General features: G+C 44.1%; 10 protein-coding genes. 4 read left to right on the top strand and 6 right to left on the bottom strand.

What is annotated here, in order from left to right; translation table 11 throughout:
• The first annotated feature begins 22 nt into the window (after positions 1-22).
• Positions 23-1426: a P-loop NTPase fold protein gene (locus tag J7545_RS23570; protein WP_318702058.1), complete on the top strand. Its 1404-nt coding sequence runs from the start codon at positions 23-25 to the stop codon at positions 1424-1426.
• Positions 1384-6528, top strand: a complete 5145-nt coding sequence (locus tag J7545_RS23575) for a hypothetical protein (RefSeq protein ID WP_318702057.1) — start codon at positions 1384-1386, stop codon at positions 6526-6528. The genes J7545_RS23570 and J7545_RS23575 overlap by 43 nt, the downstream gene beginning before the upstream one ends.
• Positions 6529-6663: 135 nt before the next feature.
• On the opposite strand, the gene J7545_RS23580 is transcribed toward J7545_RS23575, so the two are convergent.
• Both J7545_RS23580 and J7545_RS23585 read right to left on the bottom strand, forming a co-directional pair.
• The gene (locus tag J7545_RS23580; RefSeq protein ID WP_318702056.1) at positions 6664-6930 is read right to left on the bottom strand and encodes a type II toxin-antitoxin system YafQ family toxin; all 267 of its coding nucleotides are present in this window, start codon (positions 6928-6930) and stop codon (positions 6664-6666) included.
• A 2-nt stretch (positions 6931-6932) separates the two neighbouring features.
• Positions 6933-7139 (bottom strand): hypothetical protein, encoded by a 207-nt coding sequence (locus J7545_RS23585; RefSeq protein ID WP_318702055.1) that lies wholly within the window; start codon positions 7137-7139, stop codon positions 6933-6935.
• A gap of 250 nt (positions 7140-7389) precedes the next feature.
• Between J7545_RS23585 and J7545_RS23590 the strand changes: the two genes are divergently transcribed.
• Complete coding sequence (locus J7545_RS23590) at positions 7390-8115, top strand: DUF4238 domain-containing protein (protein ID WP_318702054.1); 726 nt, start codon at positions 7390-7392, stop codon at positions 8113-8115.
• A gap of 147 nt (positions 8116-8262) precedes the next feature.
• On the opposite strand, the gene J7545_RS23595 is transcribed toward J7545_RS23590, so the two are convergent.
• The 3 genes from J7545_RS23595 to bchL all read right to left on the bottom strand — a co-directional run bounded on the left by J7545_RS23595 (position 8263) and on the right by bchL (position 11136).
• Entirely contained in the window at positions 8263-9666 is a 1404-nt protein-coding gene (locus J7545_RS23595; RefSeq protein ID WP_318702053.1) for a ferredoxin:protochlorophyllide reductase (ATP-dependent) subunit N, read from the bottom strand.
• 32 nt (positions 9667-9698) lie between these two features.
• Complete coding sequence (locus J7545_RS23600; protein ID WP_318702052.1) at positions 9699-10061, bottom strand: DUF5331 domain-containing protein; 363 nt, start codon at positions 10059-10061, stop codon at positions 9699-9701.
• 208 nt (positions 10062-10269) lie between these two features.
• Entirely contained in the window at positions 10270-11136 is an 867-nt protein-coding gene (gene bchL, locus J7545_RS23605) for a ferredoxin:protochlorophyllide reductase (ATP-dependent) iron-sulfur ATP-binding protein (RefSeq protein ID WP_318702051.1), read from the bottom strand.
• 394 nt (positions 11137-11530) lie between these two features.
• Here bchL and J7545_RS23610 point away from each other — a divergent pair, with 394 nt between their 5' ends.
• Positions 11531-12370, top strand: coding sequence for a DsbA family protein (locus tag J7545_RS23610; RefSeq protein ID WP_318702050.1), 840 nt, complete (start codon positions 11531-11533; stop codon positions 12368-12370).
• A 19-nt stretch (positions 12371-12389) separates the two neighbouring features.
• Here J7545_RS23610 and J7545_RS23615 read toward each other — a convergent pair whose 3' ends face one another.
• Complete coding sequence (locus tag J7545_RS23615; protein ID WP_318702071.1) at positions 12390-12749, bottom strand: HEAT repeat domain-containing protein; 360 nt, start codon at positions 12747-12749, stop codon at positions 12390-12392.
• Positions 12750-12898 lie beyond the last annotated feature (149 nt).

Consider the following 12898-nt stretch of genomic DNA (forward strand, 5'->3'; position numbering starts at 1 on the left):
GCGCGTCACCATACATAAACTTATGACTTTAGATTTAGGGCGATTTTACCAAGCCTGCAATCCATCTGCACCATTAGACTTGGGCGATCCTGACAATAGCCGCTATTATATTGATTTTTCTTCTGTGCGGGGGGGCAAAATTGTCAAAGCATTGGGTCGTACCATTATCACCCTATCCCCCGATCGCCCCACGTGCCAACTGTTCACCGGCCATATTGGATGCGGAAAATCCACCGAACTATTGCGCTTAAAAGCCTTGCTAGAGGAACAAAACTTCGAGGTGGTCTACTTTGAGTCCTCTGAAGACCTAGATATGGGCGATATTGACATTACCGATATTTTATTGGCGATCGCCCGTCAAGTCAGCGAACATTTACAGCAGCGCTCCATCCAACTGCAACCGCGCACGTTCAAAACCCTGCTCAAAGACGCGGTAGACTTTCTCCAAACTCCCATTGACTTAAGCGCCGAAGCATCCATTCCTGGAGTAGGAGACATCAGCGCCAACAGTAGCGGTGAACTAGAATTCTCCCTTCCCCTCGGTATTGCCAAAATCACAGCCAAAACCAAAGAAAGCCAAAAACTGCGCCATCGTCTTCGCAACTATCTCGAACCCCGCACCGCCAGTATTTTAGAAGCCATTAACCAAGAACTCCTGCAAGTCGCCACCGCGCAACTCAAGCGTCAGGGGAAAAAAGGATTAGTCGTCATTATCGATAACCTCGACCGGGTACATAATCAAGCAGGGCCTACTGGACGACTCTTACCTGAATATCTGTTTATTGACCGAGGTGCGCAACTGCGTCAACTCGACTGTCATCTCGTCTATACGATTCCCCTCTCCCTGATTTTTTCCAGTGAATGTGAAACCCTAAAAAACCGCCTTGGAGGAGGAATTACTCCCAAAGTTCTCCCCATGGTTCCGGTGAAAACCCGCACTGGAGAACCCTTCCCCAAAGGGATGCAACTCTTGCAGCATATGGTCTTAACCCGTGCATTTCCCGATCGCCCCTTAGAAGAGCAACAAGCCTGTATTTTAGAACTCTTTGACCACCCCGATACCTTAGATCGGCTCTGTGAAGTCAGTGGGGGTCACATGCGAAACCTCTTGGGAATGCTCTTTAGTTGTCTGCAACAAGAAGACCCGCCCTTTTCACGGGATATACTAGAGACAGTCATTCGAGACCGTCGGGATTATTTAACCACCTCGATTAACGATGAGATATGGGAACTCTTGTATCGAGTGGTCAATCAGCAAAGCGTACAAGGAGACCTCGAGTACTTGACCTTATTACGCAGTATGTTTGTCTTTGAGTACCGAGATGCTGAAGGCTCTTGGTTTGCCCTCAATCCAGCCCTATACGAGCATCAAAAGTTCAAGCAATGGTTAGCACAGAACAACAGTGGGAAGATTGCGACTTCATAGAGAATGAACGGGCCCTCAAACAGTTGGCCCGAGCTATTTCCCTGTCTCAAGGGCAATTTTCCTTAATTTTAGTACGCTGTAACTATGTCCAATTGCGAGAATACCTGTTAAAGCGTTTATCTGAGGCTCTAAAGGAGCGATCGCCAAAAATAACGGATGAAATTCCCCCATTTCGATGCTTGCAATTATCCCCAGACATTAACCATTTATATCACACGGTTAAAGCTGATTTTGCCCTGGCTGAAGATCGACTCTCTGCATTATTAGTCTTAGGTCTAGAATCCGTCATTAACTTAGAAGATATCTTAATTTCCACCAATGTTATCCGGGATGAATTTCGCAAACAACTCAACTGTCCCCTCGTTTTATGGGTCAACGATCGCCTACTCCATCAATTTTTGCAACTTGCACCCGATTTTGCCAACTTTGCCGCTAATCCCATCTCCTTCGATCTGACCACCGAAGCGCTCTCTACCCTGATTATCCAGAAAGCACAAACCTTACTCGACAATCTCTTAAGTCGCGAGCATAAACAACTGCTCGCATTTCCCCTGTCTTTTATTTCTCCCAAACAGGGCGGATGCGGCCAACATCGTGCAGAATTAGAATTTGCGCTCTCTACCCTGGAGCGCCGAGAAACTGTATTTGATGACAGTTTAGAAGCAAGAGTAGCGATTCTTTTAGGTCACGATCGATTGATGCAAGGGCAGATTGAAGGCGCGATCGATTCTTATCAAACCGCATTAAATTATGAACAACAGTTATCCCCTCAGCCCAATTTAGAGCATCAAGGCGTATTGCTCTTCTATCTAGGACTTTGTTACTTTTATCCTGCCCAAGAAAACCCAGAAAATCAGCAATTATGGGAACAGGCGTGGCATTATTTCTATCAAGCTATACAGTGCTTTCAAGATGCTGATCGGCAGGATTTAATAGCGCAAATGACGGGACAAGTCAGTGATGTACTGCAACATTTACAAGCCTGGGAAACTCTGGTAGAGTTTACCCAAAAGTCCCTTGATTTGCATCAGCAGTATGGTTTACCCATTCAGTTAGCTCTCGATTATGGTTTTTTAGGCAAACTCGCCCTAGAACAGGGAAAGTGGGAAATAGCCCGCGAGCAATTAAAGCAGTGTTTAGCAATTTTAGACTCAGCAGCAGACTCACCTGTTGACCAAGATTTACCGCCTTTACCACAAGGATTATATCCTCTCCTCTGGTCTCAGTTATTTCAATTACAATTAGTCCAATGTTTGCGTCATTTGAAGCACTATCAACAGGCGTATCAGACGTTAGCAGCAGCGAAACATAAACTAGAATATGCCATTACCCAAAGCAATGCTCGCCATGATCCACACCGGTATTTACGCTTATTGAAAGGGCTGCGATCGCTCTATTTTGATGAACAGTGTTATCGAGAAGCTTTTTCACTCAAACAAGAACAGCGCTCAGTCCAGTCCCAGTATGGATTACGTCCCTTTGTGGGGGCAGCCCAATTAAGACCCGCTCAACAAGCCTTAAATCCCCTCTTGGCTAATCGCATAGAAACTGATGCACAGGTTGGGGAAGTTGCTGAAGCGATCTCCACCTCTAACCGCCAAAAAGATGTGCAAAACCTCCTTTATCGGATTAGTCGTCCGGATTATAAAATAACGGTGATTCATGGCCCTTCTGGAGTAGGAAAAAGTTCGATTGTCAGCGCAGGATTAGTGCCCACGTTGCATCGAACCACTCTAGGAGATCGAATTCCAGTTCCGGTCGTTATGCGCGTATATTCCGATTGGATAGTCAACTTGGGAAAAGCCCTCAATCAATCCTTAAAACACTTTCAATTTACATCTAGAGAACTCTCGGATTATACCCCAGAAGCTTATCTACAAATCTTCGACCAAATTGCCGATCAAAGTGGCTTAATAGTACTCATTTTTGACCAGTTTGAAGAATTTTTCTTTGTTTGTACTGATCCTGAAAAGCGACAACGCTTTTATCAATTTTTAGAACAGTGCATCAATCAAGCAGGGCTGAAAATCATTTTCTCGATTCGGGAAGATTACTTGCATCATCTGTTAGAAATTGAACAAAATATATCCTTGGAGGCGATCGCCTGTAATTTACTCGATAAAAGTAATCGCTATGCTTTGGGCAATTTTTCCAAAGTACATACCTTTGAAGTGATTAAAAATTTGACTCAGAAGACTCAATTTGAACTGGATGATGATTTGATTGAGGCTTTAGTCAATGATTTATCAGTCGGAACCAATGAAGTCAGACCAATTGAATTACAAATTGTTGGCTCTCAACTTCAAGAGCTTAACATTACCACACTAGAGCAATATCTTCAAGTCGAATCTAAGCACAAATTAGTCGAGAATTTTTTAGAGTCTGTGATTGCAGATTGTGGAGAAAAGAACAAGTATCATGCCCGAAAAGTAGTTTACACTTTTATCGATGAAGACGACAATCGTCCCTTAAAAACAAAATCCGAAATTTTAGCCCAAATGGGTTCCGATCTTGCTCCAGAAACCCTAGAGCTAATTTTAGATATTTTCTTTGGATCGGGCTTAATCTATCCGATTCCCGAACAACCCGAACCTCGGTATCAGTTGGTTCATGATTATCTGGTTGAGTTTATCCAAAGTCAGAAACAACAGTTCATTAATCAGGAGCGATCCCAACTTCAGGAAGAAAACGACCAAAATCAAAAAGAAATTGAAGCCTTACGGGATGAAAATCTTCTCATTTCTCAAATCGCTGAAGAGCGCTATAAGGTAGTACAACAGGATTTGGAAGATTATATCCCTAATTCCAATCATTCTACGTCCGAGTCAGAATCTATAGACCAGGAGAAAAAACGCTTATCGAAAGGAAAACTCGTTCTGGAAAACTTGCGGCAAGAAAAAACATTATTAACTGCATTAGCCCAAGCAAAAGCGAAACATAAAAAGAGTGAACGACAGCGCAAGTTAATTGTGAATTCGCTCTTAGTGGGTGCGGGCTTTTTTATAGTAGGATTAGGAGGATTTGCCTGGAATGGGGTGATTAATCAGATTAAAACATTAGGGACATCTTCTGAAGCTTTAGTAGGACTCAATAATGAAATTGAAGGTTTAACCACCGGACTGAAGGCGGGAGAACAAATTAAAAGTACGCCATTTTTGCCTAAATCAGTGTCCGATACAATTGAGAAAACCCTATCCTATGCAGTTTATAGAATTAGTGAAGAAAATCGCTTAGAGGGACATAAAGATGGGGTTTATGCTGCCACTTTTAGCCCCGATGGTAAACTAATTGCAACCGCAGGGGAAGACCGCACCATTCGCATCTGGGATGAGCAAGGTAAGCCTTGTTTCACGATTCCCGGTCATCAAGATATTATTACCAGTTTGGTGTTTCTGGAGGATGGAAAATGGTTAGCCTCTGGCAGTTGGGATCATAGTATTAAACTGTGGAATTTAGGCAATTTTCCCGATTTAGGCAAGGTGGCAAACTTAGATCGGATAGAATATGTGGAATTAAAAGGTCATAGGGATCAAGTTATTGCTCTCGCTGCTCATCAAGACCCGAAGAATCCTTTGATTGCTTCAGCGAGTCGAGATAAAACCGTAAAAGTCTGGCGTAAAGATGGCTCGGAAGTAGTAACTTTATCCCATGATTTTCCTGTTTTAAGTGTGGTATTTTCTCCCGATGGTCAGTTGGTTGCCACGGCTAGTTTTGACGGCAAGATTCGCTTTTGGAGTTTGGATGGCTCGTTAGTGAAAACTTTTGTGGGCGAGCCAGAAGTGCAAGAAATATATAGCATGAGTTGGTCAGAAAGGGGACTTTTGGCGACTGCCGGTCAGGTCGTTGATGAGGAAACAGGACAGAAAAAAGGGACGGTAAGTTTTTGGACTGAGGAGGGCTTTCTTAAGCAAATTGAAGCCCATGAGGATACTGTTTTAGATGTACGATTTAGTCCCAATGGGAAACAGTTTGTGACGGCAAGTAAGGATAAGACCATTAAAATTTGGGGGGGGTTGGATAATAACAGTTTGCAAAAAACCTTAATTGGTCATACCCATTGGGTTCCCAAGGTGGGGTTTAGTCCTGATGGGAGTCGCATTGTTTCGGCTAGTTTGGATAAGTCGGTGAAGGTGTGGCGCTTGAATAAGTCCCTGATGGAGGTCTGGGATGGAGGTGGCCCGCTGAATGGGGTGAGTGTGAGTGGGAGTAAAATTGCTACGATCGGGGATTATGGCATGATTACGTTATGGCAACCGGATGGGACGGTGCTAAAGTCCTGGAAGGGTCATGAGGGACAGGTTTGGGGGGTTGACTTTACGCCAGATGGTCAGCAGTTGGTGACGGCAGGGGACGATCGCCAAGTGAAGGTTTGGAACCTAAAAGGTGAGCTGCTGCAAACGTTGGAGGGTCATCGGGATGTGGTTCTCAGTGTCAGCGTCAGTCCCGATGGAAAGTATATTGCTTCGGGAAGTAAGGATTATCGGGTGAAGTTATGGCGCACAGATGGGACGTTATTGAAAACTTTATTCACGGATAGTTCTGCTATTAATTGGGTCAGTTTTAGCCTCAATGGTCAGCTTGTGGCTGCGGCAAGCGATGAGGGACGAGTAAAATTATGGCGCACGGATGGCACTCAGGTGGGAACTCTGCGACATCGAGCTGGGGTGTGGGGGGTAACGTTTTCTCCTGATGGTCAGGCGATCGCCACTGCCAGTTATGATAGCCGAGTCAAACTCTGGAACCGACAGGGACAACTCTTGGGTGAACCCCTAGAACATGAGGGAAACACAGTCACCAGTGTTGCCTTTAGTCCTGATGGAGAACAGTTAGCATCCGCCAGCCACAACACCATTCGCCTCTGGCGCAAAGATGGAACCTTATTGCATGTGCTGACTGCAAGTTCCCATCGTTCGATTAATGGACTCAGTTTTACCTCCGATGGCAAAACCCTAATTTCTGTCGGTGGAGATGGACAAGTCACCCTATGGCATCTAGATCAGTTGGAACTCGACCAGCTCTTAGAAACCGGGTGTCAATGGTTACAAGGGTATTTGGAGAACAATCCCACGGGTCAAAAAGAGAGACTGTCTGTGTGTGATTGATTCTAACTCTCTTCTGATGCAATACTTTATCCTTACGCGACAAATACAGTTTAAAGCGATCGCACGTCATTCGCTGCTTCTAGTATAGGCGATCGCTCCCCCACAGCTCAGAAAGAGGCGAAGCCCTTGTACAACTCAATACACTTCATCATGGCTACCCATATCAATAAATACAGCAGTTTCCTCTTCTGTAAAGTAAAATAAGACTCGCTCATCATAATCGACACTGAAACTCCACAAATCTTTCAGTTTTCCAGATAATTTATGGGTTCTCAAGCTTGGAGTAAAGGGATCGATGACAAATTCTTCCAATTTTTGCCAAAATCTAGCTTCTAAATCAGGATTTCCCTTGATCCGTTTTTTAAAGGCACGCTTGAAGGAGGAACTAAAACTAACCTCCATCCCTATTGCTCAATCATTTGTTTGAGTTCGCTAATACTTGAGGAAAACTTGAGTTCCCCACGTTGTTCTTCTTGCTGTGCTAATTTAAAATTTTCAGTGATGAGATCGCGACGCTCTTCACGGATATACTGTTGCAGTAAGAGTTGCATTTCCTCTTTTTCATCCGTAGAGAGTTGTTTAACCACTTCGACAACATCATTAAAGGTCATTTTCTAGGGAACCTCAAAAAACTAATGTTCTAGTCAGATAGAGTAGGTGAGATCGCACATCATTCGCTGCTTCTAGTATAGGCGATCTCTGTCGCAAACTCTAGAGAGACGCTATCCCCTCCTTTGTACAGCAGCAGTTTAACTACAATACAGTAAAACTTAATACTAAATTTAGATATCTGTCCATTTCCAATTCTATATGCTACAATTAGGCTACATCCTGTAAACACTTATCATTTTATCAATTTTTATGGGTAGTACAACAAATCAGCACTATGTCCCTCGCTTTTATTTGAAAAAATTTAGTAACTTATCTAGTGGAAAATACAAAATATATTTGTTCGATAAATTTAGAGTGAAGGAAAATATACATTTTAGTAACATAAAAAATGTAGCCACATCTAATGGATTTTATGACTTCCCCATAGAATCCGAAAAGTTTTTTGATGGCCACAATATTCATCCAGAAACATTAAGTGACATTGTAAATTTATCAGTAGGTAGAAAAGAATTTGATAGGGATTTAACAAAATATGAAGTTAAAATGCAATCAATATACAACGCTTTTGAGAATAGAGTTTCTGATATTTTACAATCTAATAATATTTCTCAAAAAAACAAAATAATTAACAAAAGAGATAAGCAAAGATGGTCTCAGGTTTTGTCCACCCAATATCTAAGAACACCTGCATTTAGAAAAGCAATACAAGAAATAAAATTAAAAACAGATCGTTGGCATGAAGATCAGTTTTTTGCGGAACGTCAAGCAAGTGAAATATTAAAAATAATTATTTTTATTTTTTCAAAATATTATCCTCATATTCCGGTAAGTTCACTTAAATTAGCGTCAGAGATGTCTGTTATTACAGGACTTTCAATGCAACATAAACTACATAATGAACAAATCGCTTTAAGTCACTATGGAACTTTCCAAAAACGAGTTGGCGATCTATCAAAAATTCTTCATTGTAGATGAAATCCCTAAGTATGACTGAAGGGATTATAAAAGAAATTGGTGAATTAGAGTTAGATGCTTGATTGAAACAAGCGCAAATCGCTATAAATCTGACGATAGTGCAGAGAAGCCGGGTTTCTTCAAGAAACCCGGCTTCTGGGTTATCCCCTAAACCCTGGCTTCTTCCTTCACTAACTTCTCCCAACCCAAATCCTTCAGGTTATTATTCCGGCGTAGGGGACGGGTGACTAATTCTAGGATGTCGCGGGTGTTGGTAAAGCCGTGGATTTGGGCAAATGTAAACTCAACTGACCACTTGGTATTAATTCCCCGTGCTTCCATTGGGTTCGCGTGAGCCATTCCGGTAATGACCAAATCCGGTTTCAGCTCGTAAATCCGTTGGATTTGATTGTAATTATCCGGTTTTTCCACAATATTGGGCAACGGCGCTCCCATCTCTTTACAGGTTTTTTCCAATAGGGCTAACTCGGCTCCTTGATAGCGCTTATCCATGTAGGGAATGCCGATTTCATGGACAATCATACCGCAGCGAATTAGGAACCGGGCTTGGGAAATTTCTAATAAATTATCGCCCATGAAAAAGACCGATTTACCGCGCACCAATTGCAGATAATCTTCTACACTTTCCCAGATTTGCTGCTCCCGTTCTGCTAATCCCTTGGGTTCGATATTGAAGACGGAACAAATCTTTTCTATCCACGCTCTGGTTCCATCGGGGCCGATGGGGAAGGGTGCGCCAATTAACTTACACTTGCGCCGACGCATTAAAGTTGTGGCAGTGCGGGATAAAAATGGGTTGACTCCAGAGACATAATAGCCTTCTTCTAATACCGGTAATTCGGTATAGCGTTTGGCGGGTAACCATCCGGAAACTTTGATGCCATGGCGCTTTAATTCTAGGGTCAATTGGGTGACAATGGGGTCGGGAACCGAACCGAATAAAACCAGAGGAGGATGGTCAACATATTCCGATTCTTCTTGAACCACTTCTTCCTTTTTCTTGCCAAACGTGAGGAGGCGTTGAATGGCGTTGCGCTCTTCTTTTTCTTCCGGTTTTTCCACGGTTTTCGGACAGCGAGCCGCCATTGCTGCAAGTACGGTATCTTCTCCTTGGGTGAAGGCGTAGTCTAAGCCATTGGCGCGAGCAACGACGATGGGAATACCAATTTCTGCTTCGAGTTTGGGTGCGAGACCTTCCAAGTCCATTTTGATGATTTCGGTGGTACAAGTCCCGATCCATACAATAACAGAAGGATTGCGATCGCGCTTAATTTGTTCGCACAACCGCTTCAATTCCTCATAATCGTTCAACTTAGCCGAAATATCGCCCTCCTCCAACTCTGCCATCGCATAGCGAGGTTCGGCGAAAATCATCACCCCCATGGCATTTTGCAGAAAATAACCACAAGTTTTCGTACCAATCACCAGAAAGAAACTATCTTCAATCTTCTGGTATAACCAGGCAACACAGCTAATCGGACAAAACGTATGATAATTGCCAGTTTCACACTCAAAATTGAGGGCACTGGTTTCCGGTTGTGCAACAGTCATCAGAATAAACCTATTTTTTCAATCGGTTAACATCAAAGATCGTCTTCTCCATCCGGTAACAAACGAGACACGCCCGTTGGTTGCGCTGGAGAAGCAATGGCGGGGGATTCTCCATTGGGGTTTAACTCCCGCTCCGGGTCAAAATTTAAACCCAACACATCCACTAAGGCATCTTCATCCGCATTCAACTTGAAGAAGGGAACCATCAAATTGCCCAATTTCGGCTCTAGAGCATTCACCACCCCTAAAATCAGGGAAGAAGCGGGTCTGCGTCCCCCATCCGGCGTTTTGTTGGACTTCACCTCCATTTGCAGAAGCAGCCAAGCTTTATTGGCTTGAAAGTAATCCAGCCATTTTTGGCGAATGGAAGCGGTAAAGTTATCGAAAAAAGCCATACTCACAGCAGTCAATCCAATAGCAAGGGTTTCGTTGAGCCATGATACTGTTTTTCTGGCCGAACTGGGGAGGTTGGGGAGTGGGGAGACGGGGATAGGGAGACACGGGGACGCGGGGACACAGAGACGCGGAGAGTTTTAAGAATTAAGGATTTTTGGGATTGAAAACGTCTCTATTCCCTATTCCCTATTCCCTAGCGCAAAGCGCTTAAACCATCATCAGCTCCAGTTCTTCCTCTTCCGTCTTCACTGCTTCTTTAGGAGGATTGAGATAGAAGTCAGAGAGTAGCGAGAACAAGTCGCGGTCTGCCGCATCTTTGGGAACGACTCCTTCGGGACGTGCCAGCATTTGATCGGCAATGTTGAGATAATAGTTGGCAACCGGTTCTAACGTGGGGTCGGTTTCGGCCATTTCAAAGATAGTTTTGCCTTTAACGCGGGAGATACGGATATCCTCGATTAAGGGCAGAATCTCTAGCACTGGCATGGGAACGGATTCTACATATTTGTCAATCAGGTCGCGCTTCGAGGTACGGTTACCGATGAGACCGGCTAACCGTAGGGGGTGGGTTCGGGCTTTTTCGCGCACAGAGGCGGCGATGCGGTTGGCGGCAAAGAGGGCATCAAAGCCGTTATCGGTGACAATCATGCAGTAGTCGGAGTAGTTGAGGGGCGCAGCAAAACCACCGCAGACCACATCACCGAGTACATCGAAGAGAATGACATCGTATTCGTCAAAGGCGTTGAGTTCTTTCAGTAATTTTACGGTTTCTCCAACAACATAACCGCCACATCCGGCTCCAGCAGGAGGGCCGCCCGCTTCTACGCAGTCTACGCCACCATAGCCTTTAAAGATTACATCTTCGGGCCAAACATCTTCGTAGTGGTAATCTTTGGCTTGCAACGTATCAATGATGGTGGGAATCAGAAATCCGGTGAGGGTGAAGGTGCTGTCATGTTTGGGGTCGCAGCCAATTTGTAGGACTTTTTTACCTCGTTTTGCGAGTGCAACGGAGATGTTGCAGCTTGTCGTGGATTTGCCGATACCGCCTTTTCCGTAGACTGATAGTTTCATTACGTGCTCTCTCCTAAAGCTTTATAGCTCTGTCTCGATCGCATTATTAACGAAGTTTCGGGGAAATCCAAGCGGCGATCGCAATGAATTAAGGTTTAATCACTTGTTTTTAAGTTTGATCTAACCTTATTTCCCTTCTATTGCTTTCAATTCTGGATCAAACTCTAGAATCAAATCTTAGCTAACTTTTATGTCTAGTTTTTATAAAAATAGGTTCAATAGACAAAAATGACCAAATAACAGCCCTCGCAAAACCTGAGAGCGTATAGCACTATGCTCTCAGGTATAGCCAATCAGCCATTACCAATCACCGATTACCCATGACCAGCGCACAGCTCTATATTAAAAATCATTACAGTTTTCCCCAGACCACTCAAATTAGGCAAAAGATCGGATGACTGCTCTACCTTCCATCGAACAAACGGAAATCATGGTTAATTGTTGCAAAATCGGCGATCGCCTCTTCAAAAGTGCGATCGCACCAGCGATGGGTCGTATGATCGCTCTGCTCCTCTCCTTACTCACCCTCTGCGGTGCAACCCTCCCTGCACAAGCAGCTAACTCTAAGCTCGAACAACAAGTGCTAGAGATTATCCGCAATCATCCCGAAGTGATTATTGAATCCGTACAAACCTATCAGCAGCAGCAACAACAGTCCTTACAACAAAACCGTCTCGCTTTTCTCGACACCCTCAACCGCCAACCAGAAACCATTATCGGCAACTCTCCCACCACGGGTGCAGAAAATCTTCAAGTCTTATTCATAGAATTTTCGGACTTTCAATGTCCCTTTTGCGCCCGTGCCCATGATACCGTAGCTGAATTCATGGACAAGCACAAAGACGCAGTGCAACTGGTGTATAAACACTTTCCCCTCACTGAACTCCATCCCCAAGCTGAACAAGCCGCTCAAGCTGCTTGGGCTGCAAATCAACAAGGGAAATTTTGGGCGTATCACGATGCTCTATTTGCCCAACAGGATCGGTTAAGCGATCGCTTTTATGAGCAATTAGCCCAAGATTTGGAGTTAGATTTAGAACAATTTCAACACGATCTGGCGATCGCACCCTCAGCCATTGAACAAGACCGGCAACTCGGCGATCGATTAGGACTTTCTGGAACCCCATTTTTCGTCATGTTCGCTCCAGGAGAACCCCAGGGCAAGGGAGAGAGTTTTTCTGGCGCGATCGAGTTAGAAGAAATGGAGGCAATTTTACAGAATGTTTCTGGATGATAAATACAAGTTGAAGCCTCTAAAGACTACCATGCCAAGCTTGGTAGAATTCAGCATAAGAAAGGCTTTGGGCAATGTCCCAGAGAAGTTGGTAGCAACTTTGAAATAGGTCAAAGTTGTTTTCAGATTCAGATCCAGAGACAACCATTTTTTGCTGTTCCTCAGTGAGGATAATTTGTCCTAAACTCCCAGCCGCCTGCCTGCGGATAAACTCAGCACGCGTCTGCACCAGAAGTTGCACCAAGGCGGCGATCGCCTTTTGATTTCCAGGGTCAATTTCCCCTAAACTTTGGGCCGTACACCTACGAGTAGATTCACTCTGAGCCTTCTCTAGAAGTTGAACTAGAGCGGCGATCGCCTCTTGATTACCTTGCGCAATTTGCTCTAAACTATCCCTCTTCTATCACTCTAGGCAGAGGAAAATAAGAAATCAGGCTCAAGGGAGAGAGGAAAGAGGGCAAGACCAGCAAGATTAATCAAGGAAATTAATCGTGGGAACCCCAAAGATAAGTGACCAATAGGAAAGAC

It is taken from the genome of Roseofilum sp. SBFL (assembly GCF_017746885.1).
Lineage (GTDB): Bacteria > Cyanobacteriota > Cyanobacteriia > Cyanobacteriales > Desertifilaceae > Roseofilum.

Coding starts and splice junctions, on each gene's coding strand:
- bchL (WP_318702051.1), bottom strand. CDS start 11,136: ATGAAACTATCAGTCTACGGAAAAGGCGGTATCGGCAAATCCACGACA.
- J7545_RS23590 (WP_318702054.1), top strand. CDS start 7,390: ATGGGTAGTACAACAAATCAGCACTATGTCCCTCGCTTTTATTTGAAA.
- J7545_RS23600 (WP_318702052.1), bottom strand. CDS start 10,061: ATGGCTTTTTTCGATAACTTTACCGCTTCCATTCGCCAAAAATGGCTG.
- J7545_RS23580 (WP_318702056.1), bottom strand. CDS start 6,930: ATGGAGGTTAGTTTTAGTTCCTCCTTCAAGCGTGCCTTTAAAAAACGG.
- J7545_RS23595 (WP_318702053.1), bottom strand. CDS start 9,666: ATGACTGTTGCACAACCGGAAACCAGTGCCCTCAATTTTGAGTGTGAA.
- J7545_RS23570 (WP_318702058.1), top strand. CDS start 23: ATGACTTTAGATTTAGGGCGATTTTACCAAGCCTGCAATCCATCTGCA.
- J7545_RS23610 (WP_318702050.1), top strand. CDS start 11,531: ATGACTGCTCTACCTTCCATCGAACAAACGGAAATCATGGTTAATTGT.
- J7545_RS23575 (WP_318702057.1), top strand. CDS start 1,384: ATGGTTAGCACAGAACAACAGTGGGAAGATTGCGACTTCATAGAGAAT.
- J7545_RS23585 (WP_318702055.1), bottom strand. CDS start 7,139: ATGACCTTTAATGATGTTGTCGAAGTGGTTAAACAACTCTCTACGGAT.